The organism is Burkholderia sp. MSMB617WGS (genome assembly GCF_001532025.2).
GTDB classification, from domain to species: Bacteria; Pseudomonadota; Gammaproteobacteria; order Burkholderiales; family Burkholderiaceae; genus Burkholderia; species Burkholderia savannae.
Genome location: NZ_CP013458.1, coordinates 1249729 through 1275505 on the forward strand (window position 1 = coordinate 1249729; position 25777 = coordinate 1275505).

At 70.5% G+C, this 25777-nt stretch carries 28 protein-coding genes; 18 read left to right on the forward strand and 10 right to left on the reverse strand.

What is annotated here, in order from left to right:
• Positions 1-3: 3 nt before the first annotated feature.
• Entirely contained in the window at positions 4-654 is a 651-nt protein-coding gene (locus WT60_RS26020) for a two component system response regulator (protein WP_038747807.1), read from the reverse strand.
• Between the two features lie 101 nt (positions 655-755).
• Between WT60_RS26020 and WT60_RS26025 the strand changes: the two genes are divergently transcribed.
• The 5 genes from WT60_RS26025 to WT60_RS35390 all read left to right on the forward strand — a co-directional run bounded on the left by WT60_RS26025 (position 756) and on the right by WT60_RS35390 (position 4636).
• Positions 756-1160: a hypothetical protein gene (locus tag WT60_RS26025; RefSeq protein ID WP_226377296.1), complete on the forward strand. Its 405-nt coding sequence runs from the start codon at positions 756-758 to the stop codon at positions 1158-1160.
• Positions 1161-1183: 23 nt separating this feature from the next.
• Positions 1184-2671, forward strand: a complete 1488-nt coding sequence (locus WT60_RS26030) for an EscC/YscC/HrcC family type III secretion system outer membrane ring protein (RefSeq protein ID WP_052145076.1) — start codon at positions 1184-1186, stop codon at positions 2669-2671.
• 16 nt (positions 2672-2687) lie between these two features.
• Positions 2688-3899 (forward strand): type III secretion system inner membrane ring subunit SctD, encoded by a 1212-nt coding sequence (sctD, locus tag WT60_RS26035; RefSeq protein WP_060356209.1) that lies wholly within the window; start codon positions 2688-2690, stop codon positions 3897-3899.
• 21 nt (positions 3900-3920) lie between these two features.
• Positions 3921-4142 carry a hypothetical protein gene (locus WT60_RS26040; RefSeq protein ID WP_038747802.1) on the forward strand — a complete coding sequence of 74 codons (222 nt, stop codon included), beginning with the start codon at positions 3921-3923 and terminating at the stop codon, positions 4140-4142.
• Between the two features lie 338 nt (positions 4143-4480).
• Complete coding sequence (locus tag WT60_RS35390; protein WP_235364022.1) at positions 4481-4636, forward strand: CyaA/EF/ExoY family adenylyl cyclase toxin; 156 nt, start codon at positions 4481-4483, stop codon at positions 4634-4636.
• 86 nt (positions 4637-4722) lie between these two features.
• On the opposite strand, the gene sctW is transcribed toward WT60_RS35390, so the two are convergent.
• From sctW to WT60_RS26085, 8 genes are read right to left on the reverse strand one after another with little or no spacing between them, the layout of a single operon-like run.
• On the reverse strand, positions 4723-5835 hold the full coding sequence (sctW, locus tag WT60_RS26050) for a type III secretion system gatekeeper subunit SctW (protein WP_060356208.1): 1113 nt from the start codon (positions 5833-5835) through the stop codon (positions 4723-4725).
• On the reverse strand, positions 5819-6493 hold the full coding sequence (locus WT60_RS26055) for a hypothetical protein (protein WP_038747796.1): 675 nt from the start codon (positions 6491-6493) through the stop codon (positions 5819-5821). Before WT60_RS26055 ends, sctW begins: the two co-directional genes overlap by 17 nt.
• A complete protein-coding gene (locus WT60_RS26060) occupies positions 6490-7431 on the reverse strand; it encodes a type III secretion system domain-containing protein (RefSeq protein WP_186448657.1) in 942 nt (313 codons plus the stop codon). The genes WT60_RS26055 and WT60_RS26060 overlap by 4 nt, the downstream gene beginning before the upstream one ends.
• A 38-nt stretch (positions 7432-7469) precedes the next feature.
• Positions 7470-8222 (reverse strand): type III secretion inner membrane ring lipoprotein SctJ, encoded by a 753-nt coding sequence (gene sctJ / locus WT60_RS26065; RefSeq protein ID WP_060356206.1) that lies wholly within the window; start codon positions 8220-8222, stop codon positions 7470-7472.
• Entirely contained in the window at positions 8219-8563 is a 345-nt protein-coding gene (sctI, locus tag WT60_RS26070; RefSeq protein WP_038747793.1) for a type III secretion system inner rod subunit SctI, read from the reverse strand. The genes sctJ and sctI overlap by 4 nt, the downstream gene beginning before the upstream one ends.
• Positions 8475-8870, reverse strand: a complete 396-nt coding sequence (locus tag WT60_RS26075; protein ID WP_063889467.1) for an EscG/YscG/SsaH family type III secretion system needle protein co-chaperone — start codon at positions 8868-8870, stop codon at positions 8475-8477. The genes sctI and WT60_RS26075 overlap by 89 nt, the downstream gene beginning before the upstream one ends.
• Entirely contained in the window at positions 8867-9082 is a 216-nt protein-coding gene (sctF, locus tag WT60_RS26080; RefSeq protein ID WP_038747791.1) for a type III secretion system needle filament subunit SctF, read from the reverse strand. The genes WT60_RS26075 and sctF overlap by 4 nt, the downstream gene beginning before the upstream one ends.
• 14 nt (positions 9083-9096) lie before the next feature.
• Complete coding sequence (locus tag WT60_RS26085) at positions 9097-9819, reverse strand: AraC family transcriptional regulator (protein ID WP_226377297.1); 723 nt, start codon at positions 9817-9819, stop codon at positions 9097-9099.
• 320 nt (positions 9820-10139) lie between these two features.
• Here WT60_RS26085 and WT60_RS26090 point away from each other — a divergent pair, with 320 nt between their 5' ends.
• The 8 genes from WT60_RS26090 to WT60_RS26125 all read left to right on the forward strand — a co-directional run bounded on the left by WT60_RS26090 (position 10140) and on the right by WT60_RS26125 (position 16346).
• The gene (locus WT60_RS26090; protein WP_060356232.1) at positions 10140-10952 is read left to right on the forward strand and encodes a secretion protein EspA; all 813 of its coding nucleotides are present in this window, start codon (positions 10140-10142) and stop codon (positions 10950-10952) included.
• 159 nt (positions 10953-11111) lie between these two features.
• Entirely contained in the window at positions 11112-11462 is a 351-nt protein-coding gene (locus WT60_RS26095; protein WP_038744729.1) for a hypothetical protein, read from the forward strand.
• 120 nt (positions 11463-11582) lie between these two features.
• The gene (locus WT60_RS26100) at positions 11583-12137 is read left to right on the forward strand and encodes a secretion protein EspA (RefSeq protein WP_059582074.1); all 555 of its coding nucleotides are present in this window, start codon (positions 11583-11585) and stop codon (positions 12135-12137) included.
• Between the two features lie 58 nt (positions 12138-12195).
• Positions 12196-12684, forward strand: a complete 489-nt coding sequence (locus WT60_RS26105) for a SycD/LcrH family type III secretion system chaperone (RefSeq protein ID WP_038754772.1) — start codon at positions 12196-12198, stop codon at positions 12682-12684.
• Between the two features lies 1 nt (position 12685).
• Positions 12686-14185: a type III secretion system translocon subunit SctE gene (gene sctE / locus WT60_RS26110; RefSeq protein ID WP_038754769.1), complete on the forward strand. Its 1500-nt coding sequence runs from the start codon at positions 12686-12688 to the stop codon at positions 14183-14185.
• A gap of 45 nt (positions 14186-14230) precedes the next feature.
• Positions 14231-14818: a pathogenicity island effector protein gene (locus WT60_RS26115; protein WP_226377298.1), complete on the forward strand. Its 588-nt coding sequence runs from the start codon at positions 14231-14233 to the stop codon at positions 14816-14818.
• 11 nt (positions 14819-14829) lie between these two features.
• Positions 14830-15264 (forward strand): secretion protein, encoded by a 435-nt coding sequence (locus WT60_RS26120; protein WP_038754765.1) that lies wholly within the window; start codon positions 14830-14832, stop codon positions 15262-15264.
• Positions 15265-15527: 263 nt separating this feature from the next.
• Positions 15528-16346: a Crp/Fnr family transcriptional regulator gene (locus WT60_RS26125; RefSeq protein ID WP_161788711.1), complete on the forward strand. Its 819-nt coding sequence runs from the start codon at positions 15528-15530 to the stop codon at positions 16344-16346.
• Between the two features lie 482 nt (positions 16347-16828).
• Here WT60_RS26125 and WT60_RS33980 read toward each other — a convergent pair whose 3' ends face one another.
• Complete coding sequence (locus WT60_RS33980; RefSeq protein WP_145986879.1) at positions 16829-17167, reverse strand: hypothetical protein; 339 nt, start codon at positions 17165-17167, stop codon at positions 16829-16831.
• A gap of 23 nt (positions 17168-17190) precedes the next feature.
• On the opposite strand from WT60_RS33980, the gene WT60_RS26135 reads away from it, so the two are divergent.
• The 5 genes from WT60_RS26135 to WT60_RS26155 all read left to right on the forward strand — a co-directional run bounded on the left by WT60_RS26135 (position 17191) and on the right by WT60_RS26155 (position 25756).
• Complete coding sequence (locus tag WT60_RS26135) at positions 17191-18138, forward strand: TauD/TfdA family dioxygenase (protein ID WP_059582066.1); 948 nt, start codon at positions 17191-17193, stop codon at positions 18136-18138.
• 140 nt (positions 18139-18278) lie between these two features.
• Positions 18279-19355 (forward strand): ABC transporter substrate-binding protein, encoded by a 1077-nt coding sequence (locus tag WT60_RS26140; RefSeq protein ID WP_063889466.1) that lies wholly within the window; start codon positions 18279-18281, stop codon positions 19353-19355.
• 11 nt (positions 19356-19366) lie between these two features.
• The gene (locus WT60_RS26145) at positions 19367-22354 is read left to right on the forward strand and encodes a TonB-dependent receptor (RefSeq protein WP_145986880.1); all 2988 of its coding nucleotides are present in this window, start codon (positions 19367-19369) and stop codon (positions 22352-22354) included.
• A gap of 25 nt (positions 22355-22379) precedes the next feature.
• A complete protein-coding gene (locus WT60_RS26150; protein WP_082717375.1) occupies positions 22380-24035 on the forward strand; it encodes an ABC transporter permease subunit in 1656 nt (551 codons plus the stop codon).
• A 59-nt stretch (positions 24036-24094) separates the two neighbouring features.
• The gene (locus WT60_RS26155) at positions 24095-25756 is read left to right on the forward strand and encodes an arylsulfatase (RefSeq protein ID WP_060356204.1); all 1662 of its coding nucleotides are present in this window, start codon (positions 24095-24097) and stop codon (positions 25754-25756) included.
• Positions 25757-25777: the final 21 nt, after the last annotated feature.

Below are 25777 nucleotides of genomic sequence, written 5' to 3' on the forward strand. Positions count from 1 at the left end.
GCGTCAGTGCAGGCCGAGGCGGTGCGCCCAGTTGGCGAGCTCCGCCGCGTTGTGCGCGTCGAGCTTGCGCATCAGGTTCAGTCGATGGGTCTCCACGGTCTTGATCGTAATCGTGAGCTTCTCGGCGATGTCGCGGTTGCGGCAGCCTTCGGAAATCAGTTTGAGCACCTGACGTTCGCGCGGCGTGAGCGCGACCGCGCCGTCGGCAACGGCCTTGGTCGTGACCTGCTCGACGTTGAGCGCCGGATCGATCACCGTGTGGCCGCGCCACACTTTCCAGATCGCGTCGAGCAGCGTCTGCTTCGAGCTGTTCTTCAGCAGGTAGCCGTTCGCGCCGGCCGCGAGCGCGGCGCTCGCGCGATGTTCGGTGGTCTCGGCGGTGACGACGAGGATGCCGAGGTCCGGCCAGCGCCGCCGCAACTGATGGATCACGTCGAGGCCGTTCATGCCGGGCAGGCCGAGATCGAGCAGCACGATGTCGGGATCGAGCCGCTGGCACGCGGCATAGACGTCGAGGCCGTTGCTGATTTCGTCGACGACGGACAGCGGCGGCGAAGCATCCAGCAGGTTCTTGAGGCCCAACCGCAGCAGGGGATGGTCCTCCACGACCAGGATGCGTATCTCGGCGGGAGCGGCGGTATGCGTGAGAGCCATGGGGCGGGTGCCAGACGATGATGAAAAATTACTCAAGGCGTCCGAAATTCAGGTGATGACCGGATCGATTCTATCAAGGTCTATCTTGAAAATGTCACGCCATGAAGCACGGATACCTGATTGACGCTCCCGCATGCATCCGGCATGTCGGATCGGTTTCGATCGGCGACGCGCGGCGCGGACGCTGGTCGCTGACGATGGACGAGCTGGACGGCTGGTGCGGCGAAGGCGCCTACGGCGTATGCGTTGCGTTCGCCGTGGACGGCGCGCCGCACGACGCCGCATGGCTTGCACACGCGGCGCTGTGGCTCGCGTCGCTGCGCGGCCAGCCCGACGATGCGCTGTGGCTGGACGAGGGCACGCTCTACTTCGTGCGCCGCTACGATTGCGACGTCGATGCGGCCGCGCTGCGCGCGGGGCTCGAGCAGCAGGGCGCGGTCGTGCGCTGGCTCGGCGCGCATCACGCGGCCGCGCGCGGCATGCGTCGCGCAGGGCCTCTCGAATGACGCGCGCGTTTCGTCGCACGCGAATGCGCGCGCGGGCCGCCGCGGCGCTTGCCGCGTGCGTGGCGGCGAACGCGGCGGCATGGGCCGCGCCGCTGCCGACGCACGGCGCGGCGCCGTTCTTTCTCGCCACGCGCGGCGCGAAGCTCGCCGACGTGCTGCGCGATCTCGGCGCGAACTATCGGGTGCCCGTCGTCGTCAGCGAGCAGGTCGACGGCGCGTTCATCGGCACGCTCGACGGCGGCCCGCCGGACGCGGCGCTCGATCGTCTCGCGCGGCTCTATCAGCTCGCGTGGTACTACGACGGGCAAACGCTCTACGTGTATCGCGCGCAGGAGGTGGCGAGCCGTCTGATCGCGCTCGACTACCTGCCTTCCGCCACCTTGATCGCGCAATTGCGCTCGGCCGGGCTGCTGGATCGGCGGCAATGCCGCGTGCTGGCGATCGCGCAGGCGAACGCGATCGAGGCGTACGGCGTGCCCGTCTGCCTCGAGCGCATCGCGCAATTCGCGAAGCGCCTCGATCAGCAGGCGATCAATCGCGAGCAGAATCAGGAGTCGGTGCGCTTCTTTCCGCTCAAGTACGCGACGGCCGCCGACACGTCGTACAGCTATCGATCTCAGCAGGTGACGGTGCCGGGCGTCGTGTCGGTGCTGCGCGAGATGGCGCAGGGCCGCGCGCTGCCGCTCAAGGACAGCCAGGGGCAGCAGCCGGCGAGCGACCGGCTGCTGCCGATGTTCGCCGCCGACGCGCGGCAGAACGCGGTGATCGTGCGCGACAAGCGCGCGAACATGAGCCTCTACGGCGACCTGATCGCGCAGCTCGACCGCAAGCCGAAGCTCGTCGAGATCTCGGTCACGATCATCGACATCAACGCGGAGGACCTCGGCGCGCTCGGCGTCGACTGGCAGGCGTCCGCGCGGATCGGCGGCGGCACGGTGAGCTTCAACAGCGGCGGCCAGCCCGGCGCGGGCAGCTTCTCGACGGTGATCTCGAACACCGGCAACTTCATGGTGCAGCTCAGCGCATTGCAGCAGAACTCGAAGGCGCGCATCCTGTCGCGCCCGTCGGTCGTCACGCTCGACAACATGCAGGCGGTGCTGGATCGCAACATCACGTTCTATACGAAGGTGAGCGCCGAGCGCGTCGCGCGGCTCGAATCGATTTCGACGGGCTCGCTGCTGCGCGTGACGCCGCGCATCATCGGCGACGCGGGCCGCCAGGAGGTCATGCTGACGCTCGTCGTGCAGGACGGCCGCCAGACGAGCCCGCTGAGCCGCCAGGAGCCGTTGCCGCAGACGCTCAGCTCCGAGATCGCGACGCATTCGCTGCTCAAGGAGGGCGATGCGCTGCTGCTGGGCGGCTTCGTGCAGGACGAGCTGAGCGAGGGCGAGCGCAAGATTCCGCTGCTCGGCGACATCCCGATTCTCGGGCGTCTGTTCAAGACGACGAGCCGGAGCCAGCGGCACACGGTCCGGCTGTTCCTGATTCGCGCCGATCCGTGGCAGACGTAGCCGGCATGACGATCCGATGCACAAGCTCAAGTGGCTGAACGGCCCGCTCGCCGGCCTCGAGTTCGATCTGCCGCCGGGCGCGACGCGCATCGGCGGCGACGACGCGGACATCGCGCTGCCGCTCGAAGGCGATGCGCGCGCGGAGCTGACGAGCGGCGAGGACGGCGTGCGCGTGTCGGCCGACGCGCGCGCGTGGGTCGACGGCCAGCCGTGGAATGCGCACGGCGCGTTGCCTCTCGGGCGGGCGATCGACGTCGCGGGCGTCGCGTTCGTGCTCGGCGAAAGCGGCGATGCGCTGTCCGCGCTGCCGGTGCCTGCGCGGCGTCGCGCCGCGACGGCGGCGTCGACGCGCGCGCTCGCATGCGCGGCGCTCGCGTGCGCCGCGATCGTCGCGATCGCCGCGGGGCTCGGGCTGATTCTGTGGCGCCCGCCTGCGCCGGCGCGATTCGATGTCGACGCGTGGCTCGCGCAACAGATGCGCGCGCCGGCGCTGCACGGCCTGCATGCGCGGCGCGCGGCGGACGGCTCGGTGGAGGTGAGCGGGCTTTGCGCGTCGTCGGGCGACGTCGAGCGGCTGCGGGCGCGGTTGCGCGCGCGCGGCATCACGATGCGCGACGCGAGCCTCTGCGCGGACACGCTGCGCGAGAACGTGCGCAACGTGCTCGCGCTGAACGGCTACCGCGACGTGGACGTGCGCAGCGACGCGACGCTCGACGGCGTCGAGATCCGCGGGCCGATCGTTGCCGATGCGGCATGGCAGCGCGTCGCCGCGCAGCTTCAGATGCTGCGCGGGCTGCGCGCATGGCGCGCGGTCAACGATCGCGCATTGTGGTTCGGCCGGCTGTACGAAGCGCTGTCGGCTCGCGTGCCGCTCGACGGCCTGAACATCGTGATGTCCGGCAAGACGCTGATCGTCAGCGGCGCGGCGGACCCGGCCCGCGCGGCGGCGCTTTCGGCCGTGATCGCCGAATTCAACCGCTCGGCCCGCGACGGTTTCGCCGCGACGTGGCAGGACGTGCCGTCGCAACAGACGGCGAGCGCGTATCTGCCCGCGCCCGTCGTGACGGTGGGCGGCCACGCGGGCGCGATCTACGTCGTGCTCGCGAACGGCATGCGGCTGCAACTGGGCGGCGTGCTGCCGAACGGCTATGCGATCGTGCGCGTCACGCGCCGCGCGATGAGCCTGCGCAAGGACGAGCGCCTCGTGTCGGTGCCGCTCGACATGTGATCCTCCCGCAAGGAACCTCCGATGGTACGACTGACTGCTCTCGAAGAAACGCTGTTCGCCGACGACACGGGCGAGGCGCGCGACCGGCTGCTCGCCGTGCTCGCGCGCGCGTGCGCGCCGGGCGGCGATTGTCCGGACGCCGTGCGGCTCGCGGCGAGCGCGGCGCGCGACGTGATCGACACGCTGTGGGCGCGATATCACGGCAGCCCGCCCGGCCAAGCGGGGACGTCGCCGCGAGGCTGAATGCTCCGGCGAGCGCTCACGATGGGGAAACCGGCCGTGCGTGCCGGATTGCGCGAGCGGCGCCGCGCGATATCGCACACGATCGAATGTTCCGGATCGGCGCGGATACCGGATGCCCGAGCGCGGCCGCGGATTCGTGACGGCCGATCGAAGGCGTTCAGCGGCGATTGGTCGATTGTCGGCGCGTCCGGCGTTGCGGAAGCGCCGGGTCACGAACGGCATGACGCGACGGATTCGGCGCGGCCGAGCGCCGCCGGCGGTACGGCCGAATGCCGGCTCGCCGCGCCCGTCGAGCGCGTGCGAGGTGAGGCCGGAGCGCGCCCGCGCATCTGATCGAATTGCGGCGCGTCGCGCGCGAACATGCTTGCCAGACTTGCCTGATCGGCACTCGGCGCGCCGATCGGTTCGCGACCGGCCGGATCGAGAGCGGCCGTCCGACGAAGGGCGGTCGCATCAAGGGCAAGCGCGCGAACCGGGGCCCGCCGGCCGGGTAAGGGAAGCGGCGCGCGTGCGGCGCGAGCCGTTCCTGTTCGCGCGCGAGCGATTGCCCGCCCATCTTCGCGCACGAGCGCGCGCCGAACTACAGCCCGGCGTCGGCCAGCGCTTCGAGATGCTCGGCGAACGCGCCGAGGATCGCGTCGCGCTGGTCGGCGTCCTCGTAGCAGTCGACGGGCAGCAGCTTGACGAGCTCCTGCATCGCCTTCGCGTAGCGGTAGCGGAACGCGTCGTCGCGGATCGCCGCACCGGTGCGCTCGGCGAGCCAGCCCGCGTTGATCCAGCTTTGCTCGACGCATTCGACGAGCGATTGCAGCAGCACGTCGGCGTCGACGCCGGGCGCGTTCAACGCGTCGGCCGCGCGCGCGCAGTGATCCTCGACGCCGAGAAACTGCAGGATGCGTTTCAGGTCCGTGATCACGGCCGCGAGATGCGCATCCATCGCCGGCCCCTGTGCGGACAGCTCGAACGCGAGCGCGCGGATCAGCGTCTTCAGCTTGCGCCGCCGGTCGCGCAGGCGGCGAAATTCGTCGAACCATTCGGTCAGGCGCTTTTGCCGCGCGGCCGCGCGCTGATAGAGCCGCCGCAGCTCGCTCAGGCCCGCGCGGCCGGCCACGCCGAATTCGAGCCGGGCGAACAGCTGCAATGCCCATTCGTCGCCGTCGAGAATCGCGGCGAGCGCGTCTTCTGCGCGCTTGCGCCGCATGCCGGACAGCTTGCCTTCTTCGAGCATCGCGCCGAGCAGCAGCGCGATTTCGCCCGCGTTGAAGCCGGCGTCGCGCATCGCGTCGGCCGCATCGTCGAGTTCGTCGACGCCGGGAATCCGCTCGCGCAGCTCGGCGAGCTCGGCCGCCGACACCGCGCCGATCTGCTTGATCAACTGATGCAGCATCGAGCGCGCGCGCGGCCGCTCCGGGCGGCCGTCCGCCGTGCCGCGCCGCGGCTCGCGAAAACGCGCGCCGATCGCGAAGCCGATGTCCTCGAGCGTTTCGGCGAACGATTCGCCCGACACGCCCGCCGCTTCGAGCGGCGCGCCGCCGAAGTCGAGCGGCGCGTCGGCGAGCTCGCGTTGCGCGAGCTCGTGCGCGGACTGCGGCGGCACGATCCGCTGGACCGGCTGCGCGGAAGCCGCGCCGGCGCCGGCCGGCGTCGCGGCGGCGCTCGCCTGCGCGGCGGCCGGATCAATACGGTTGAGCATCGGAGCGAGTCTCCTCGGTTGGGCCCGCGAGGCGCGCGAGCAACAGGCGCAGATGCCGGTCGAGATCGAAGCGGACGATCGCGTCCGGCGTTTCGAACCGTGCGGCGCGGTCCGACAGTGCGGTGTCGGCGTCGATTCGCACGCGCGGGTCGTGCCCAAGCGCGTCGCGCGTGCGCGGCAGGTTCGCCGGCGATACGAAGACGCGGAACGCTTGCCCGTGCGCGTCGGCGCGAACGCGCACGCGCACGCGTTGCGCGAGCAGCGCGACGGGCTCGTGCGTGCCGAGGTACGGCTCGACCACGCTCGCGACGAGCGCGCGCACGCGCGCGTCGATCCGCTCGGCGATCCGGGCCTCGGCTTCGCGCGCGTCGATCAGCCAGCGGACGGTATCGTCGATCAACGTGTCTCGCCGGCATTCGAGCTCGGCTTCGGCGCGGGCGGCGCCTTCGCGGTACGCGTCGTCGCGCACGCGCTCGGCCGCTTGCCGCGCCGCGTCGAGCTCGCGCCGCGCCTGATCGACGAGCGCACGCGCTTCGTCGCGCGCGGCCGCGACGACGGCCGCCGCGTCGCAATAGCGCGCGAGCGCGTTCGCCGGCAGATGCACGTCGAGCGGCGCGGGGCCGGGCAGCGAGACGATCGGAGGAACGAGGCCGTTCATAGGAAGCGGGCGAGTTTCAGGAGCTTGTCGGAGGCGGAGCCGGCGGTTGCCGGCGGCGATGCGTCGAGCGGGTTTCGCACGGCGAGCGCGTGCGGCGCGATCGATGCGGTCGGCGCGGTCGGTACGGTCGGTACGGTCGCTGCGGTCGATGGGCTCGCCGCGTCGGGGGGCGCGGCGAGCCGTTCACACCCGTCGGTCGCGCCGGGCGTCGCGCGCAGGACCCGGGCGTCTCGCATGTCGTGCATGCCGCGCGTCTCGTGCATCTCACGCATCTCATGCGTTTGATGCGTCTGGTGCGTGTCGAACGCATCGGCTGCATCGGCTGCATCGGCCGCATCGAACGCATCGAACGCAACCGACGCATCGAACGCAGCCGGCCGCACGGCCGCATCCGGCCCGTCGAGCGGCGCATCGTCCGCCGGCGGCAGCCGCGTCGCGAGCAGCGTCGCGACGACGCACGCCCCCGCGTCGCGCCGCCACCATCGCACGCCAGCCGCCGTCGCGGCGTCGACGAGGCGCTCTGGCGATGCGACGCGCGCGGGCGAGCTCCATCCGCGATGCAGCGCGAGCAACTGCGCGCAGCCGCGCTCGCCGATCCGCCCGGCGAGGTGCGTGCGGTATCGCGTGACGAGCAGATGATCCGCGCAATCGAGCGCGATCACGCCGAGCGCGACGATCAGCGCTTCGATCCGCGGCTCGACGGACAGCAGTGCGCTTTGCCTGTCGTCGAGCCGCGCGGGCAGCGGCGCGCGCGGAAAGCCGCGCCGCGCGACGATCAGCCGGTCGATCGCCGCGCGGCACGCCGGATGGCGACGATAGCTTTCGCGCCACGCGGCGAGCCCGAGATGCGGCCACCAGCCGTCGTGCATCGTCGCGCCGGGCTGCCAGCCGAGCCGATGCAGGCGCTGCAGCGCGGGCGTGAAGGGCATGGACGACATGGAGGGCGCGAAGGGCATGACGGGCGGCTCGCTCATGATCATGACGCGCGCGGCTCGCCCGCCGAGCGGCCGCGCGACGCGACGACGGCGACCGCGAGGCTCGCGACGATGCCGAGCGCGCCGAGCGCGAGCCCGAGCCCGAGCCGGTGCGCGCGCAGCCACGCGATGAGGCCCGCGTCGGCTTGCGGCCCGACTTCGGCCGGCATGTCGTAGCGGTAATCGGCGGGCTGCAGCACGACGCTCACGCGATCCGCCGCGAGCCCCGGCGTGCCGGTGACGACGAGGCTGCGGATCTCGGCTTCGCGCGCGGCGAAGTTGCGCTCGGGGCTGTACTTGACGAACACCGACGCCGACGGCTGCGGCGGATCGCGCCGGTTCTGCGGATCGCCCTCGGCGATCGACACCTGCGCGTCGACGACGCCGTCCATCGCGCGCAGCATCTTCTCGAGCTGCTGCTCCTTGAGGAACGTGATCTTCGCCTGCTCCTGCGCGGGCGACGTGACGAGCTGGCCGGACGGAAACAGATCCTCGAGCGCGGCCGCCTTGCGTCGCGGCAGCCCGTTCTGCCGCATCAGCTCGACCGCGTTGACGAACTGGTTGGAATCGACGCGAATCGTCACGTTGCCGTCCTTCGACAGCTTCTTGTCGACGTCGATGTCGCGCAGCATCAGCAGCGCGATCATCTGGTTCGCCTCGGTTTCGGGCAGGTTCGTGCAGAGATCCGTCTTGCAGGCCGCGAGCGACAGCGCGAGCGCGGCCGCGCACACGGCGCGTGAAGCGCGTGCGGTCATTGCATGTTCACCAGCTTGTTGATGCCCTGCGACACCGCGCCCGCCGCCTTCGCGGTCAGGTCGACTTCGAGGATCGCGCGCAGCATCGCCGACTGGTTCGCGAGCATGTCGAGCGGCTGCATCAGCGCGGCGCCGGGATCGCGCGCCGCGTCGAGCGCGCGTTCGACGCCGAGCGAGCGATGCTGGAAGCCGCTCGCCGCGCGCGCTTCGGGCGTGCTCGCGTCCTGGCCGAACAGCGCGCGCGTGAACGCGTCAATCTGGGTCTGGTCGACGGGCGTCGCGCCCGGCTGCTGCGCCGCTTGCAGCGTCTGGAGCGCGTGTTGCGCGGCTGTGATGTCCATGGAGGCTCCTTGCGAATTCGGATGAGAACGGGGGCGGCGCGCCGGACGGCGCGTGCGCGGGCGCGAGCAGCCCGCGCAGCAGCGCGGCGTCGGGCCCCGGCATCGACGCGAGCAGCCGCGCGGCGCAGCCGTCGCGGCCGAGCCCGATCAGCATCGTCGCTTCGACGAGCCGCCGGTCGCCTGTGGCCGCGACGAGCGCCGGCAGCGCGTCGTAGATCGCCCATGCGTGCCGCGCGAGCCCGTGATTGACGGCCGCGAGCCCGCACTCGACGAGCAGGCGGCGCGCGTCTTGCGAGAGCGCCGTCATATCTTCTGGATGATGCCGGACAGCATGTCCTTGACGGCCTTGAGCACCGCGCTCTGATAGCCGACGAACACCGAGTACTGCTGGATCGCGAACTGCGCCTGCAGCATGCTGGTCGGATCGTTGAGGTCGGACGCGTTCATTTTCGACTCGACGTCGTTGCCGACCTTGTCGACGAGACGCGAGAGCTGCTGATTGACGGCTTCGATATCCATCGCAGGGCCCTCCGTCAGGCCACCGCGGCCGCCGGCCGCTTCGCGCGCAGCCGGTACTGCGTCGGATTGCAGAGGTAGCGGCGGCGGAAGCTGTCGGTGAAATGCGCGTGATTCGAGAAGCCGCATTCGTGCGCGATGTCGAGAATGCGCATCGACGTCGACACGAGCAGATGCTGCGCGTGCGCGAGACGGCGCTCGACGAGCCAGCGCTTCGCGGACATCCCGTATTTCTCGACGAACAGCAGGTTGAACTTGCGCGGCGGCAGCCCGAACTCCTCGGCGAAGCGCGCGACGCTCCACGGATTGAGCGCGTGCGCGTCGACGAAGTCGACGAACTCGGTGTCGCCCGCCATCGCCGCGTGCAGCAGCCGCGAGAAGTACGCGCGATCGGCGCCGAGGCAAAACACGTACAGGAAGCTGAGGAGCGCCGGGCGCGACACGGGCGCGAGCAGCTCCAGCATGCCGATCACCTCGGGCGAGGTCGGCACGACGCGCAGCGGCTCGCCGCGAAACGGCGTCGCCTCGGGCCGGTCGATCAGCGCGCTGATCTCCGCGTACAGCGTGCGGAAGTCGGCCGCGTAGAAGTCGGCGAACTGGATGTCGGTGCCCGCGCCGGCGTCGCACAGCGCGGCGTCGTCACGGGTGACGACGATACAGTCGCCCGGCACCGCATGGATCATGCCGCGCGTCCTCACCTGGCCGCTCAGGCGGCCGAACAGGAATCGTACAACTTGCATCAAGCCCCCGTGGCTGTTGTTGCTGCCCGGTCCGAATCATCGGCCATTTGGCTGAAAAATCGTCTCAGGTCATCACCTGAAACCGTCGGTCGGCGAGGCGGCATGCCGCACTTGCGCGCGTCGCCGGCCCGTTGCCGAAAAACCGGAATGCGCGGCCGGATTCCGACAAAGCGCGGCCGGATGCGTGGCTACGATGGACGCAACGGATCGGGGCGCGGCCGTTCGGGCGCGCCGATCGGCGCTCGTCGCGGACGCAGTCGGACGCGGCGGGCAGCGCCGAGTCAACCACCGGCTGCACGATAAAAAAGGAGGGTCCCACGATGCAAGTTGGCATTGAGCGCCAGGGCGCGGCTTCCGTCGGCACGCAATACGCCGTGGACGCGCCGGGCGAGCGCAACGTCGCGAATTCGCACCCGATCGGCGACAGCATCGCGATGATGCTGGTGATCATGGATCTGCTGAGCCGGCAGACGACGGCGAAGCTGGACGACATGCAGAAGAAGTCGAACATCTCGCGCGACGCGCAGGACATGGCGAACAAGGTGGAGGCGGCGCTCGCGAAGCTCGTCAAGCCGGAGGACAAGACCGAGCTGCCCGCCGACGTGCTCAAGTATATGAAGGACAACGACATCCTCGTGAACGGCATGACGATCGACGAGTTCATGGCGGCGAAGACGGCGGCCGGCCCGGACCCTCGGAAATTCGCGCAGATGCTCGAAAAGATGCAGTCGATGATCGACAAGGCCGATGTGGACGGGATGACGTCGACGCCGTGGCAGGACGTGGTCAGCTACATGGATTCGCTCGGCATCAAGATCGACGGCAAGCGCGTGTGCGACTACATCTGGTCGCTGCCCGAGGTGAACTACCGGCCCGGCCAGAAGATCAGCGTCGATCACATGAAGACGATCATGAGCGCGCTGCAGGGCGCGGCGGGCCTCGACAAGGCGGACCTGATGTCGGTGAAGTCGTCGCTCGAATCGGTATCGGGGCGCGCGTCGGATTTCATCCAGCAGAGCCAGCTGAAGATGCAGCAGCTGATGCAGAACTACAACACGGCGGTGCAGATGATCAACAGCCTGCAAAGCATGCTCGCCGAATCGACGAAGGGCATCGCGTCGGCGATCCGCTGACGCGCCGCGCGGCCGGCGCGGCTTCGCGCGCGCCGGCCGCGCGACGGCGATTGCGGTAAACGCGCATGCGCGGGTACGAATTCGAAAGCGGCCGCGGTTTTCAGTAAAGCGAAATCGCGCGGTGAAATTACGATGAAACCGTCAAGAACGAGGTGAGCGATGCAAGGACTCGAGCAACTGAAGGATGCGATGACCGACCTGCACCGGCGCAAGGAAGCGATGCGCGAGCAGATGCAGGCGTTTGAAGCGTTGCAGGACGAGATCGCGGCGCTGCGCGCGCGGGCCGCGCGCGATCCGGACGCGCGCCGCAAGCTGCAGCGTCTCGACGACCTGATGAAGCACGGCGGGCAGGGCCTCGCCGAGCGCATGACCGAGCAGGCCGGCAAGACGGAGCAGTGCCTGAAGCGGCTCGGCGACGAAATCGCGCAGCTCGCGCTCGCCGCCGCGCCGCAGCCCGAGGCCTCGCGCGAGCGCCGGACGCCGAGGAAATTCGCTCGCGCATTCGTCTGACACCCGTCCGATCCGGCCGCGCAGCGAAACAGCACGAAGCCGGAAACACGAAGCAAGCCGCAGCGAAGCGACCGGAACGTAGCGAAACGAACGAAACGAACGAAACGGAGAATCCGAGACATGACGACCATTCAACCGACCGCCCAGAGCCAGATGTCCAACGTCGACCCGATCGGCGGCGCGAGCGAGCGCAACGTCGCGAATCCGCACCCGATCGGCGACAGCATCGCGATGATGCTGGTGATCATGGATCTGCTGAGCCGGCAGACGACGGCGAAGCTGGACGACATGCAGAAGAAGTCGAACATCTCGCGCGACGCGCAGGACATGGCGAACAAGGTGGAGGCGGCGCTCGCGAAGCTCGTCAAGCCGGAGGACAAGACCGAGCTGCCCGCCGACGTGCTCAAGTACATGAAGGACAACAACATCCTCGTGAACGGCAAGACGATCGACGATTTCATGAAGGACAAGGGCGGCAAGCTCGACAAGGCGGACCTGATGTCGGTGAAGTCGTCGCTCGAATCGGTGTCGGGGCGCGCGTCGGATTTCATCCAGCAGAGCCAGCTGAAGATGCAGCAGCTGATGCAGAACTACAACACGGCGGTGCAGATGATCAACAGCCTGCAAAGCATGCTCGCCGAATCGACGAAGGGCATCGCGTCGGCGATCCGCTGACGCGCCGCGCGGCCGGCGCGGCTTCGCGCGCGTCGGCCGCCGCACGGGAGACCATCCGATGGCCGCACTCAATCAAACGACGCCGCACGACGATCACGCGGTGCTGCAGCGCTTTTTCGCGTCGGGCGGATCGATTCGCATGCTCGCCGACGTCGAGCGGCGCGATCTCGACACGCTGTACGCGTATGCCACGCAGCTCCTCGACGCGGGCGAGCTGCACGCGGCGCGCAACTTCCTGCTGATGCTCGCGCGCGTCGATCACTGGAACTTCGATTACTGGTTCGCGCTCGGCCTTTGCCAGCAGCGGCTCGCCTCGCATGACGAAGCGATCTTCTGCTTCAGCCGCGCCGGGATGATACGCGTGGACGATCCGCGCGCGTCGTATCACGCGGGCGTGAGCTACCGGCTCGCCGGCAATTCCGATTACGCGGCGAAGGCGTTTCGCGCGGCGCTCGGCTGGTGCGGCGAGCGCGGCGAGCACAGCGAGCTGAAGGCGCGCGCGGCGCGGCAGCTCGCGCAATGCGCGCAATGTGAACGGGAGGAATGAAATGACGGTTGCGATCAACGCACATGGAACGCAAGGCGGCGCGCTCGCGCCGATCGATCCCGAACGGCAGGCGGACGGCGCGGCGCGTGCGCGCGCCGCGGCGGGCCTGCTGCGCGTCGCGGCGGCCGTCGTCGACGATGCGCGCGCGGGGCTCGCCGCCGACGGCCGCGCGCCGCTCGCCGCGCAGGCGCTCGTGTCGATGAAGGAGGCGGCGGGCGCGCTTGGGCGCGTGCTCGGCCAGTTCGATCGCGCATCCGGCGAAAAAGGCTCGGCGTCGTCGATCGGCCTGCGCGATTTCGAAAAAATGTCGATGGAGACGATGCTGCTCGCGACGACGCTGCTGTCGACGAAGGCGCTCGGCAACACCGCGGAGCTGAAGAGCAAGGCGCTCGACATCATGTCCGCGAAGCAGGAGGAAGTCCGCCGGCAGGAGATCAAGGATTATCGCGAGCAGATCGACAACGCGGTCGAGCAGCAGCAGAAGGCGAAGAAGGCCGGCATCTTCGGCGTGATCTTCGACTGGATCGTCGCGGCCGTCGAGGTCGTGTCCGGCGTCGCGAAGATGATCGGCGGCGCGCTGTCCGGCAACGCGATGATGGTCGCGGGCGGCGCGATGGACCTGATGGCGGGCTTCGCCGGCGTCGTGAAGGCGACGATGAACACGCTCGCGCTGATCGACGAGAAGAACGCGGACAAGTACCGGCAGGTCGCGGACGTCGCCGCGAAGGTGCAGTTGACGTTCGAGATCGCGGGCGCGGTCGTCGACGTGACGAGCGCCGCGCGCAACATGCTGCTCACGAAGGCGATTCCGAAGGCGACGACCGCCGTGCTCGAGAAGGGCGCGGGCGAGGCGCTCGAGCAGGCGGTCAAGGCGGGCAGCAAGCAGGCGGTCGAGACGGCCGCGCAGGCGGTCGGCAAGGAAGTCGCGTCGCAGGTGTCCGAGCAGATCCTGCAGGGGCTCGGCAAGGCCGCGCTCGAGGCGTCGAAGAAGGCGGGCAAGGAAGCGCTGCAGAAGACGGTCCAGCAGCTCGGCGTGAACCGGATGCTCGAGAGCTTCTCGCGCGAGGCGATCGAGAAGATGGTGACGAAGGCGGTGCAGAAGGTCGCGAACGAGGCGATCGACCGCGGCGCCGAGATGACCGCGCAGGCGCTGACGCAGGCGATCGCCAAGCAAGTGAAGCGCGACGTGATGGCGGCCGCGCTGAAGGCGTCGCTGTCGCCGCTTCTGAACACGACGCGCGCGACGGTCGCGGCCGCGAGCCAGACGACGTCGGGCGTGCTCGGCGTCGAGCGCGCGAAGCTGCAGAAGGAAATCGACCAACTGATTCTCGACCAGCAATGGCTGCAGATGTGCTTCGAGTTCTACAAGCAGCAGAAGGAAGCGCAGACGAAGGACGCGCAGGCGCTCGTCGAGAAGGCGGGGCAGGCGATCGAGGACGGCGGCCAGGCGCTCAGGCAGAGCGGCGCGGTGCAGTCGCGGGTCGCCGCGTCGATGGTTTGAACGCACGGCGCAACGACGCCGTTTGAAATTCGAGGAGAACGAGTGATGAGTACTGTGACGCAAGCCGGCGGCGCGCCGGTCCGCACCGATACGCCGGGGCTCGGCGCGGCCGGCCTGTTCGACGGGGGCGACGCCGCGATGGGGCCGATGGCGACGATCGACCAGTTGAAGGCGAGGCTGCAGAAGATCTTCAGCGACATGCGCGACCTGGAGCGCACGTTCAACGAGACGATGCAGCGGATCGCGTTCGACCGGCAGGTCGGCGTGCTCGAGACGAGGAAGCAGGCGATCATGCAGAACTTCGACGCGGCGATGGCGTCGGCGGTCGCGCAGATCGTCGGCGGCGCGATGAGCGCGCTCGGCGCGGCGTCGGGCAGCCAGCTCGGCGCGACCGCGACCGACGGGCTGTCGAAGGCCGGGCAGGGGATCGCGGGCGTCGCGAACGCGTCGCTCGTGCGCGACGCGCAGCAGACGCAGTTGCAGGGCGATTTCGATAGCCAGTCCGTCGAGCGTCTGCAAAAGGCGCTCGCGTCGACCCTCGAGCGCGCGCTCGACGCGTCGCGGCAGATGCGCGACGCGCTGCGCGAGCTCGTGACGCTGCAAGGGCAGATGGCCGCCGCGGTGCGGTACTGACGGGAGGCGCGATGCAGGCCGAAGCCCTCGATGCGGCAACCCGCTATCTGCAAGCGCAGGGCATGCATCCGGAGCCCGCGTATTTCGGCGAAAGCCATTTCCGGATCGGCTGGCGCGTGCGGGTCAACGATCTCGATCTCGTCTACCGGCTCGTCGACGACAGCCTCGTCGTCTGCGATCTCGCCACGCGCGGCGGCGGGGGCGGCCCGAGCGACGCGGTCGCGACGTTCATCCATCTCGTGCACCGGATGGAGCGCGCCGGCATTGCGCTGCGCGAGGTGCGCGGAACCTTCTTCGAGACGGCGTCGAACGCGCAACTGAACCGGCTGCGGCAGCGGCTCGCGACGGTGCTCGAGGCGCAGGGCGCGTACTGGCGCGACATCGACGGCGATCCGTGGCTGATCTATCCGGTCGGCGCGCGCGGCGCGGAGGCGGCGCGGCAGTAGCGGCGCGATCGCGTGTCGGCGCGCCGCGCGCGTGTCGGCGCGACGCGCGGCCAGGCGGCGGCCGCATGCGCACGACGGCCGCGCGGCGATCAGGGCCGCCGGCGCGGCCGAGGCCCGCGGGCCGGCGCGCCCGGCCGCTTTGCCGGCCAGCCGCGCGGCGGCCCGGCCGTGATAAGCACATAAAAAAGAAGTCGTTGGCGAGGGCGGGAAACGGTGCTTTCATGTGCTGCCCCGATTCTTCCCGCGCGATGCGCGTCGACATCATGAGCGAGATCAGCGAAGCGATCGAGATACGCCGTCCGCCCGCGCATGCGCCGCGCCCGTCGTCCGGGCACGCCGCGCTGCCGTTCCAGCCGCAACGCGCCGGCCGCGCGCTCGACGCGCGCACGCGCCGCGCGATCCACGCGGCGTTCACCGCGAATCCGTGCCTGCGCAACTGGCCCGCCGAATCGATCGATGGGCTCTGCGACGCCGGCTATCTGAAGACCTGGCTGAACGGCGAGCTGATCTTCGCGCGCCATGGCCCGTGCGACGACATCCAGGTGGTGCTGTCCGGCGCGATCGAGATGAGCTGGACGAACGCGGCGGGCGCGCGCGCGGTCGCCGTCTACATGTGGCCGAACGAGGTGATCAACTTCATTCCGGTGATCGACGGCGGCGGCTCGATGCACGACCAGCGCGCGCACGGGCTCACCACGCTGTTCCACATCTCGCGCGACGCGCTCTTCGCGCAGTTCGAGCGCGAGCCGGCGCTGCTGCGCGGCGTGCTCGAGCTCATCTGCGTGCGCAGCCGCGCGCTGCACCGGCGGATCGGCCGGACCGCGCTGTCGGGCTTTCGCGCGCGGCTCGCCGACCAGTTGCTGACGCTCGCCGAATGGCACGGCCAGCCGACGCCGCGCGGGATCGAGCTGACGATCCGGCTGTCGCAGGAGGATCTCGCGTCGCTGCTCGTCGCGTCGCGGCAGAGCGTGAACAAGGAACTGCGCCGGCTCGTGCGCGAGCGGATCATCGATTCGCAGTACAGCCGGCTGACGATTCTCGATCTCGACGGGCTGCGCGCGATCAGCGACGGCGAAGAATGACGGTGTGACGCGCCGCGCCGGGGGCGGGGCTGTGCGTGCACGGCTCCGATCGCGGCGGCGCGGGCGCAGCCGCCGGATCTGCGCGGCCGCGCGCGATACGCGCGGCGCGCGCAATTCCGGTTTCGGTTCCGTCGGCGGCGACGCGAGCGCTCGATCGATCCGCCATGACAATCGGCACGGCCGCGTGACTTCCGTGCGGGCGTGCCACGGCTGCCAACCGTTCCCGGCCGCCGCGATCGCGCGGGCCGGATAGATCCGGCGTTCGATCGCGGCGAGGTTCGACCCGGCCGAGATTCGGCCGTTTCCCTTCGGCCGTTTCCCGACGGCATGCGCCCGCATGCGCATGATCGAAGGCGCGGCGGCGTGCTCCGCAACCCCTGACGCGCAGCGCAGGCGGCTCGCGTCGATCGGCGTCGGATCGCCGAACCGGAGCGCGGGCGCGCGCCGTCCTCCAGGTTTCATCCGAATGCCTGCTGAGCTTTTCAGGCCGCCGCGCATAACGGCATGCGAACTTCTTCTGTCAAATGTCCAACGCGCGATAGATTCGCCGCCGCCGCTCTGCCGATAATGATCTCCATCAAATGCAACCGGCAGAGCCCTTGACGTGCTGAATACGTTCGCGCTATCCGCCCATCGCCCGACTCGACGCCGCGTGCATCCCGCGCCGCGCCGCGCGCGCATCTGCCGCTGTCGCCGCCGCTGATCCGGCCGCGCGGTTCGCGGCGGCCGCCGCACCCGGTTTTTCCGGTTTTTTCCGATTCGCCGCTTTCGTCGTTTCCGTCGCCGCGCGCCGCGCAGGCGCGCCGTTTCGTCTCGTCCATCGTTTTCTCCATCGGAGTCCGTCATGACCAATCTGAGTCTCGCCGTATCGAACACGCTCGACGTGCGCCCCGTCACCGGCCGCATCGGGGCCGAAATCCATGGCGTGAAACTGTCCGCGCAGCTCGACGCGGCGTCCGTCGACGCGATCCGCGCCGCGCTCCTCAAGCACAAGGTGATCTTCCTGCGCGACCAGGCGCATCTGAGCGACGCCGAGCAGGAAGGCTTCGCGAAGCGGCTCGGCGAGCCGGTCGCGCATCCGACGGTGCCCGTCGTCGAAGGCACCGACTATCTGCTCGAGCTCGATTCGCATCGCGGCGGCCGCGCGAATTCGTGGCACACCGACGTCACGTTCGTCGACGCGTACCCGCAGGCGTCGATCCTGCGCGGCGTGACGATTCCGGAAGTCGGCGGCGACACCGTGTGGGCGAACACCGCGGCCGCGTACGACGATCTGCCGGCGCCGCTGAAGACGCTCGCCGACGCGCTGTGGGCCGTGCACAGCAACGAGTACGACTACGCGAGCCACCGGATCGGCACGGGCGACACGCCGCACGACGTCGCGGCGCTCAAGCGCTATCGCGAGGTGTTCGTGTCGACGCGCTACGAAACCGAGCATCCGGTCGTGCGCGTGCATCCGGAGACGGGCGAGAAGACGCTGATCCTCGGCCACTTCCTCAAGCACTTCATCGGCGTGACGCCGGGCGGCTCCGCGCATCTGTTCGAACTGCTGCAGAGCTACGTGACGCGGCTCGAGAACATCGTCCGCTGGCGCTGGCGCGAAGGAGACGTCGCGATCTGGGACAACCGCGCGACGCAGCACTACGCGGTCAACGACTACGGCGACGCGCGCCGCGTCGTGCGCCGCGTGACGCTCGCGGGCGACGTGCCCGTCGGCGTCGACGGCCGGCGCAGCGTCACGCGGCTGCGCGAGCCGAATCCGCGCGCGAGCGCGGACACGAAGGCCGCTTGATGTCGGCATGTCGACGCAGGCGCGCGCCGAGCGACCTCGCCCCCAGCGCGGTGGCGTCGCGCGCTGCCGCTGCCGCCGCCGCCGCGCATCGCGCGCCGCGCGTCGCTCGCTTCGTTCAACCCCAGAACGCCAGGATTTCCATGAAGCATCTGATTCGATGGCTGAAGCCGCTTCGGCTCGTCATGCTCGCGTGGGCGCTCGCCGCGCCGGCCCACGCATTCGCGCAAACCGTCATCCGCATCGCGGTGCCCGACACGAGCGCCGGGCCGAAGCCCGCGGGCGGCGGCGTGGTCGACGTGATCCATGCGAACCGGCTGCTCGAAAAGGCGTTCGCGAAACAGGGCGTGGACGTGCGGTGGACCTTCTTCAAGGGCGCCGGCCCGGCGATCAACGAGGCGTTCGCGAACGGGCAGGTCGATCTCGCGTTTCTCGGCGATCTCGCGGCGGTGATCGGCCGCGCGAACGGCCTCGACACGCGCCTCGTCGCCGCGCTCGCGCGCAACGTGAACGGCTTTCTCGCGGTGACGCCGGGCTCGGGCGTCACTGACCTGCGCGCGCTGAAGGGCAAGCAGGTCGCGGTGTTCCGCGGGACCGCGCTGCAACTGTCGTTCGACAGCGTGCTGCGCGCGGAAGGCCTCGCCGAGCGCGATTTCCGCATCGTCAATCTCGATCCGAACGCGGCGGCCGCGGCGCTCGCCGCGCGCCGGATCGATGCGGCGTGGGGCTCGGCCGGCGTGTTCGTGCTGCGCGACAAGGGGCTCGCGGACGTGCCCGTCAGCACGAAGGGCCGGCAGGGCGTCGGCACGCTGAAGGCGGGGCTCGTCGCGTCGTCCGCGTTCCTGCGCGCGCATCCGGAGCTCGCGCGCACGGTCGTGAAGACCGTCGTCGAGGCGTCGCAGTGGCTATCCGACAAGCGCAATCTCGATGCGTACATCGCGCTCGAACAGCAGCAGGCGAGCATTCCGCCGACCGTCTGGCGCAACGAGCTCGCCGAAAGCGATCCGGCCGTCGTGTTCTCGCCGCTCATCGATCGCCATTACGTCGACGCGTTCAAGCAGGACGTGCGCGTCGCGAAGGAAGCGGGGCTGATCCGCCGCACGTTCGACGTCGACCAATGGATCGACCGCAGCTATCTCGACGCCGCGCTGCGCGAGCTGAATCTCGGCGCGCGCTGGCAGGCGTACGAATCGTTCGGCCGGCCGGGCAGCGCGCTTTGACGGGCGGGGCGATGAAGCGCAATACGATTCGATTCGGCTCGACGCTCGTCGCGGCCGCGCTGGCGCCGGCGGCGGGGGCATGGGCGCAGGCGGAGGCCGGCGCGCAAGGGCAGGCCGGCGCGGCGGCGGACGTGGCGCGTGCGCCGCAGGCGGCGAATGCGGTGAATGCGGGGACGACGCCCGGCGCGGCGAACGCGCTCGATGGGCGCGATGCGACGAGCGCGGCGGGCTTGCCGGCCGCATCGACGCTCGCGCTCGCCGAAACCGCGACGCGCGCGCCCGATCCGGCCCGGGCGGCCGGCGTGCAAGATGGCGTCGAAGCCGCCGGTGCGCCGCCGCCCGCCGCGCGGACGGCGAATGCGTTGCCGGTTGCGGGCGGGGCCGATTCGGCGAATGCGCCCGATGCCGCAAGCGCCGCCGACGCGACTCGCGCCGAGCGTGCGAGCGGACCGGTTCGCGCGACGGCATCGTTCGGGGCCGCAGGCGGCGGCGCGACATCGGGCGCGACATCGGGCGCGACATCGGGCGCGACATCGGGCGCGACATCGGGCGCGACATCGGGCGCGACATCCGACGCGACATCCGACGCGGGCGCTTCCGGCGGCGGGCCGTCGAAGGCGGCCCGATCGGCTGGGCCGACTGGGCCGACTGAACCGAACGGACCGGTCGGACCGGCCGGGCAGGCTGACCGACGCGACGCCGCGTCGCCGGCCGCAACCGCCCCAGCCGCCCCAGCCGCCTCAGCCGCAACCCCACCGGCCGGGCGCAGCGCCGCCGCCTCGTCGAGCGCCGCGCTGAAGGACGTCGTCGTCACCGCGCGCCGCCGCAAGGAGAACGCGCAGCAGGTGCCCGCGCCGATCTCGACCGTCAGCGGCGACGATCTCGAACTGCAGCGCAACTACCGCGTGCAGGACCTGCAGACCGTGCTGCCGAGCACGAACGTCGCGTTCATCCACGCGCGCCAGTCGAGCATCTCCGTGCGCGGCCTCGGCAACAATCCGGCGAACGACGGCCTCGAAGGCAGCGCGGGCGTCTATCTCGACAACGTCTATCTCGGCCGCCCCGGAATGGCCGTGTTCGACGCGTTCGACATCGACCAGATCGAACTGCTGCGCGGCCCGCAGGGCACGCTGTTCGGCAAGAACAGCACGGCCGGCGTGATCAACATCACGACGCGCCGGCCGACGTTCAGGGCCGAGGCGTCGATCGAGCAGTCGGTCGGCCAGCGGGGCTATGCGCAGACGAAGGCGGTGCTGTCGGGGCCGCTCGCGGACACGGTCGCGGGCCGGCTCGTGCTGTACCGCACGCACGACGACGGCGACGTGAAGAACCGCTACACCGGCGGCCGGCTCAACGGCGGCACGCGCGAAGGCGTGCGCGGCGAGCTGCTGTTCAAGCCGTCGGCGAGCCTGAACGCGCGCGTGATCGCCGACTATCACCGCGAGGATTCGAGCTACGGCACGACGGTGCTGTACGGCTTCGGGCCGACGATCAACGGCTACAACCCGTTCCTGAGCCGCGCGGCGTCGATCGGCGCCGCGCCCGTCACGAACCCCGCGCTGCACGAGGTGAACCTCGATTCGCGGCAGCACGTGAGCGTGCATCAGGGCGGGCTGTCGGCCGAAGTCGACTACACGCTGCCGAGCGGCCACACGCTGACGTCGATCAGCGCCGCGCGCTTCTGGAATTTCGAGCCCGCGAACGACGACAACCTCGACAAGCCCGCGATCTACAACACGGGCGTCGCGGTCAACGATCACCAGTTGTCGCAGGAGCTCCGGCTCGCGTCGCCCACCGGCGGCCGCTTCGATTACGTCGCGGGCGCGTACTACTTCCATCAGCGCCTGAGCAACCGGACGTTCGCGTACTACGGCCCGTTCGCCGACGCGATCGTGCTCGGCAACCGCAGCGGCGCGCTCGCGAACACGACGTCGATCGCGCCCGCGACGATGACGACCGACAGCTTCGCGCTGTTCGCGCAAGGCACGTGGCACGCGAGCCCGCGCGCCGATATCACGGCGGGCATTCGCGGCACGTACGAGACGAAATCGGCGAGCGTCACGCGCGACGCGCCGGCGGGCGGCGCGGCCGTGCCGCCCGCCGTGCAGGCGGTGCGCGACGCGGTGATCGGCCGGTACGCGTCGGGCGACCTGAACCTGTACAGCCTGAGCCCGTCGGCGCTGCTCAATTTCGGCTACAAGCTCGCGCCGAACGTGCTCGGCTACGTGACGCTGTCGCACGGCGAGAAATCGGGCGGCGCGAACCTGTCGGTGTCGTCGGCGCCGACGCAGGGCGCGCAATCGCTCCTCGTCGGGCCCGAGCGCGCGAACAACGCGGAGATCGGCGTGAAGAGCGAGTTCTTCGAGCGCCGGCTGACGGTCAACGCGAACCTGTTCTGGACGCAGGTGAGCGGCTATCAGGCGACGAGCTTCCTCGCGACGCCGACGGGCGTCGTCTCGGTGCTGTCGAACGCGGCCGACGTGAGGAGCCGCGGCGCGGAGCTCGACGTGCGCGCGATGCCGATCCGCAATCTCGTGCTCGGGCTCAACGCGTCGTACGTCGATGCGGCCTACACGTCGTACGAGAACGCGCCGTGCCCGTCGGAAGTGTCGATCCCGAATCCGAAGGCGGTCTGCAGCCTGACCGGGCGGCCCGTCGCGGGCGCGCCGCGCTGGATCGTCAACCTGAACGCGCAATACCAGTTCCGGCTGCGTCACGACATCGACCAGTATGTCGCCGCGCAGTATTCGCTGCGCTCGAGCCAGTACGGCACGCTCGACGATTCGACGTACGGCCGGCTGCCCGGCTACGGCGTGCTGAACCTGACGACCGGCTGGCGGCTCGCGACGGGCCGCCATCAATGGGACCTGTCGCTGTGGGCGCGCAACGTGTTCGACCGCCGCTACTACCTCGCGTCGTTCGCGACGATCAACGGCGCGTACACGGCGTCCGTCGGCGACGAGCGGATGTTCGGCGCGACGCTGCGCTACGACTACTGACGCGCGACGACGAAGGAGCCAGACGATGACGAGATCGCCCCGCACCGCATCGGCCGCCGCGCCGTTCCTCGGGCCGGCCCGCGCGCCGCGCGCGGCGTCGTACACGCCGCAGACGCTGCGTCGCGCGTTCGCCCGCCGCGCGGGCGCAGCCGGCTGGCACCGGCTCGCCGGCGCGGTGCTGCCCGCGCTGCTGTTCGCGCTGTGGTGGCACGCGTCGCATCGGCAATGGATGTCGCCGCAGATCCTGCCGACGCCCGAGCTCGTCTGGCAAACGGCCGTCGAGCTCGCCGGCGACAACCTGTTCTCGCAGCTCGCGGTGAGCCTCGCGCGGCTCGCGACGGGGTTCGCGGCGGGCGTGGCCGCGGGCGTCGCGCTCGGCGCGCTGACGGGCCGCTCGCGCACCGCCGACGACATCGTGTCGCCCGTGTTCTATGCGTTCGCGCAGATCCCGACGCTCGCGTGGCTGCCGCTGCTGATGGTCGTGCTCGGCATCGGCGAGGCGCTGAAGATCGCGCTGATCGTCAAGGCGGTGCTCGTGCCGGTGGCGATTCACACGCAGCTCGGCGTGCGCGGCGTGCCGCCGCGGCTGCGCGAGATCGCCGCCGTCGCGCGGCTGCCGCGCGCGGCGACGCTGCGCCTGCTCGTCGCGCCCGCCGCGCTGCCGCCGGTGATGACCGGGTTGCGGATCGCGCTCGCGCAGGGCTGGCTCACGCTGATCGCGGTCGAGCTGCTCGCGTCGTCCGAGGGGATCGGCTATCTGATGGTGTGGGGCCGGCAGATGTTCCAGCTCGACATCGTGTTCGTCTGCATCGCGGTGATCGGCGCGACCGGCTTCGCGATGGACGACGCGCTGCGCCGGCTCGACGCGGGGCTCGTGCGCTGGCCGCGCGCGGCGCTCGCCGAGCATGCGAGCGCGCCGCGCCGCAGCGCGCTCGCATGGCTGCACGGCGCGCTGCTGCCCGCCGCGCTCGCGGCGCTTTGGGCGGCCGCCGCGCACTGGCATTGGGTGGACGCGCGCGTGCTGCCCGCGCCGTCCGCCGTGCTCGCGAGCGCGTTTCGCGACATCGCGAGCGGCGCGCTGCCCGTGCCGCTCGCGCGCACGCTGCTGCGCGCGCTCGAAGGGCTCGCGCTCGGCGCGACGGCGGGCGCGGTCGCGGGCGTGGCGTTCGGTCTCGTGCGCGGGCTCGGCCGCGCGGCCGGGCCGACGTTCGCCGCGCTGCGCCAGGTCGCGATCTTCGCGTGGATTCCGCTCCTCACCGCGTGGGCCGGCATCGACGAGCTGTCGAAAGTGATCTTCGTCGCGCTCGCCGCATTCTTCCCGATGCTCGTCGCCGCGCAGCGCTCGGTCGAGAGCCTGTCGCCGCAGCTCGCCGAAGCCGCGCGCACGCTGCGGCTGCCGGCGCGGCAGCGGCTGGGGCAGCTCGTGCTGCCCGCGATCGCGCCCGGCCTTTTCGCGGGCCTGCGGCTCGGCCTCGTCTATGCGTGGCTCGGCGCGATCGGCGCCGAGTACTTCATGCCGTCGGGCGTCGGCATCGGCGGCTTCATGCTCGACGCGCAGCAACTGTTCCGGATGGACCGGCTGATGAGCGCGGCCGTGATCGTCGGCGCGCTCGGCGCGGCGCTCGGCTGGCTGGGCGGCCGGCTCGAAGCCGCGGCGACGCGCTGGCGCGGCCCGCGCTGAGCGCTTCGCTTTTCTTCCTTTCCTTCGATCGAAACCAGAAACCAGGAACCAGAGCCACCATGTCGACCCAAGCAAGCTCCCGGCGCAAGCCGGCCGATCGGCCGAACTTTCTCGTGATCGTCGCCGACGATCTCGGCTTCTCCGACATCGGCGCGTTCGGCGGCGAAATCTCGACGCCGAACCTCGACGCGCTCGCTTACGCGGGCGTGCGCTTCACCGATTTCCACACCGCGTCCGCGTGCTCGCCGACGCGCTCGATGCTGCTGACGGGCACCGATCATCACGTCGCCGGGATCGGCACGATGGCCGAGGCGCTGACGCCGGAGCTGCAGGGCAAGCCGGGCTACGAGGGGTATCTGAACGAGCGCGTGGTCGCGCTGCCCGAGCTGCTGCGCGACGCCGGCTACTTCACGGCGATGGCGGGCAAGTGGCACCTCGGGCTCACGCTCGAGCGCGCGCCCGCCGCGCGCGGCTTCGAGCGCTCGTTCGCGCTTCTGCCGGGCGCGGCGAACCATTACGGATTCGAGCCGGTGCCGGCGGACGCCGAGCAGCCGCGGCTGATGCGCTCGACGCGCTCGCTGTACGTCGAGGACGATCGCTTCGTCGACGCGCTGCCGGAAGATTTCTACTCGTCCGACACCTTCGCGGACAAGCTGCTGCAATACCTCGGCGAGCGCCCCGACGACGGCCGGCCGTTCTTCGCGTATCTGCCGTTTTCCGCGCCGCACTGGCCGCTGCAGGCGCCTGCCGACATCGTCGCGAAATATCGCGGCCGCTATGCGGACGGCCCGGCCGCGCTGCGCGGCGCGCGCCTCGCGCGGCAGCGCGAACTCGGCTTGCTCGGCGCGCACGTCGACGCGCATCCGGTCGTCGCGCGCAACGCCGAGTGGGCGCAGCTCACGCCGGACGAGCGCGCGTTCTCCGCGCGGACGATGGAGGTGTATGCGGCGATGGTCGAGCGGCTCGACTGGAACGTCGGCCGCGTGGTCGACCATCTGAAGGCGACGGGCGAGCTTGACGACACGTTCGTGCTGTTCCTCTCCGACAACGGCGCGGAGGGCGCGCTGCTCGAGGCGCTGCCGGTGTTCGGGCCGAATCTCCAGCAATTCATCCGCGACTACTACGACAACCGCCTCGAGAACGTCGGCAACGGCAATTCATACGTGTGGTACGGCCCGCGCTGGGCGCAGGCGGCGACCGCGCCGTCGCGGCTGTACAAGGCGTTCACGACGGAAGGCGGGATTCGCGTGGTCGCGTTCGCGCACTATCCGGCGCTCGCGCGGCGGCGCGAGATCAGCGACGCGTTCGCGACGGTGATGGACGTGACGCCGACCGTGCTCGAGCTCGCGGGCGTCGCGCACCCGGGCGCGCGCTATCGCGGGCGGGACGTCGCGGCGGTCAAGGGCGCGTCGCTCGCGCCCTACCTGCGGCGCGACGCGGCGCGCGTGCATGACGACGCGCACGTGACGGGCTGGGAGCTGTTCGGGATGCGCGCGGTGCGGCAGGGCGACTGGAAGGCGGTGTTCATTCCGCAGCCGGTCGGGCCGGGCGCGTGGCAGCTTTACGACCTCGCCGCCGATCCGGGCGAGACGCGTGATCTCGCGGATGCGCAGCCCGATCGCCTCGCCGCGCTGCTCGAGCACTGGGCCCGCTATGTCGCCGATAACGGCGTGCAGGACGGCGCGGTGCGCGTGTTCGCGACGCAGCCGCAAGACGCATGAACGCGCGTGTCGATCGCGGCC

Bases quoted from the DNA above. Each gene is read 5' to 3' on its own strand.
- WT60_RS26020 (WP_038747807.1), bottom strand. From the start codon at position 654: ATGGCTCTCACGCATACCGCCGCTCCCGCCGAGATACGCATCCTGGTC.
- WT60_RS26025 (WP_226377296.1), top strand. From the start codon at position 756: ATGAAGCACGGATACCTGATTGACGCTCCCGCATGCATCCGGCATGTC.
- WT60_RS26030 (WP_052145076.1), top strand. From the start codon at position 1,184: ATGCGCGCGCGGGCCGCCGCGGCGCTTGCCGCGTGCGTGGCGGCGAAC.
- sctD (WP_060356209.1), top strand. From the start codon at position 2,688: ATGCACAAGCTCAAGTGGCTGAACGGCCCGCTCGCCGGCCTCGAGTTC.
- WT60_RS26040 (WP_038747802.1), top strand. From the start codon at position 3,921: ATGGTACGACTGACTGCTCTCGAAGAAACGCTGTTCGCCGACGACACG.
- sctW (WP_060356208.1), bottom strand. From the start codon at position 5,835: ATGCTCAACCGTATTGATCCGGCCGCCGCGCAGGCGAGCGCCGCCGCG.
- WT60_RS26055 (WP_038747796.1), bottom strand. From the start codon at position 6,493: ATGAACGGCCTCGTTCCTCCGATCGTCTCGCTGCCCGGCCCCGCGCCG.
- WT60_RS26060 (WP_186448657.1), bottom strand. From the start codon at position 7,431: ATGTCGTCCATGCCCTTCACGCCCGCGCTGCAGCGCCTGCATCGGCTC.
- sctJ (WP_060356206.1), bottom strand. From the start codon at position 8,222: ATGACCGCACGCGCTTCACGCGCCGTGTGCGCGGCCGCGCTCGCGCTG.
- sctI (WP_038747793.1), bottom strand. From the start codon at position 8,563: ATGGACATCACAGCCGCGCAACACGCGCTCCAGACGCTGCAAGCGGCG.
- WT60_RS26075 (WP_063889467.1), bottom strand. From the start codon at position 8,870: ATGACGGCGCTCTCGCAAGACGCGCGCCGCCTGCTCGTCGAGTGCGGG.
- sctF (WP_038747791.1), bottom strand. From the start codon at position 9,082: ATGGATATCGAAGCCGTCAATCAGCAGCTCTCGCGTCTCGTCGACAAG.
- WT60_RS26085 (WP_226377297.1), bottom strand. From the start codon at position 9,819: ATGCAAGTTGTACGATTCCTGTTCGGCCGCCTGAGCGGCCAGGTGAGG.
- WT60_RS26090 (WP_060356232.1), top strand. From the start codon at position 10,140: ATGCAAGTTGGCATTGAGCGCCAGGGCGCGGCTTCCGTCGGCACGCAA.
- WT60_RS26095 (WP_038744729.1), top strand. From the start codon at position 11,112: ATGCAAGGACTCGAGCAACTGAAGGATGCGATGACCGACCTGCACCGG.
- WT60_RS26100 (WP_059582074.1), top strand. From the start codon at position 11,583: ATGACGACCATTCAACCGACCGCCCAGAGCCAGATGTCCAACGTCGAC.
- WT60_RS26105 (WP_038754772.1), top strand. From the start codon at position 12,196: ATGGCCGCACTCAATCAAACGACGCCGCACGACGATCACGCGGTGCTG.
- sctE (WP_038754769.1), top strand. From the start codon at position 12,686: ATGACGGTTGCGATCAACGCACATGGAACGCAAGGCGGCGCGCTCGCG.
- WT60_RS26115 (WP_226377298.1), top strand. From the start codon at position 14,231: ATGAGTACTGTGACGCAAGCCGGCGGCGCGCCGGTCCGCACCGATACG.
- WT60_RS26120 (WP_038754765.1), top strand. From the start codon at position 14,830: ATGCAGGCCGAAGCCCTCGATGCGGCAACCCGCTATCTGCAAGCGCAG.
- WT60_RS26125 (WP_161788711.1), top strand. From the start codon at position 15,528: ATGAGCGAGATCAGCGAAGCGATCGAGATACGCCGTCCGCCCGCGCAT.
- WT60_RS33980 (WP_145986879.1), bottom strand. From the start codon at position 17,167: ATGGACGAGACGAAACGGCGCGCCTGCGCGGCGCGCGGCGACGGAAAC.
- WT60_RS26135 (WP_059582066.1), top strand. From the start codon at position 17,191: ATGACCAATCTGAGTCTCGCCGTATCGAACACGCTCGACGTGCGCCCC.
- WT60_RS26140 (WP_063889466.1), top strand. From the start codon at position 18,279: ATGAAGCATCTGATTCGATGGCTGAAGCCGCTTCGGCTCGTCATGCTC.
- WT60_RS26145 (WP_145986880.1), top strand. From the start codon at position 19,367: ATGAAGCGCAATACGATTCGATTCGGCTCGACGCTCGTCGCGGCCGCG.
- WT60_RS26150 (WP_082717375.1), top strand. From the start codon at position 22,380: ATGACGAGATCGCCCCGCACCGCATCGGCCGCCGCGCCGTTCCTCGGG.
- WT60_RS26155 (WP_060356204.1), top strand. From the start codon at position 24,095: ATGTCGACCCAAGCAAGCTCCCGGCGCAAGCCGGCCGATCGGCCGAAC.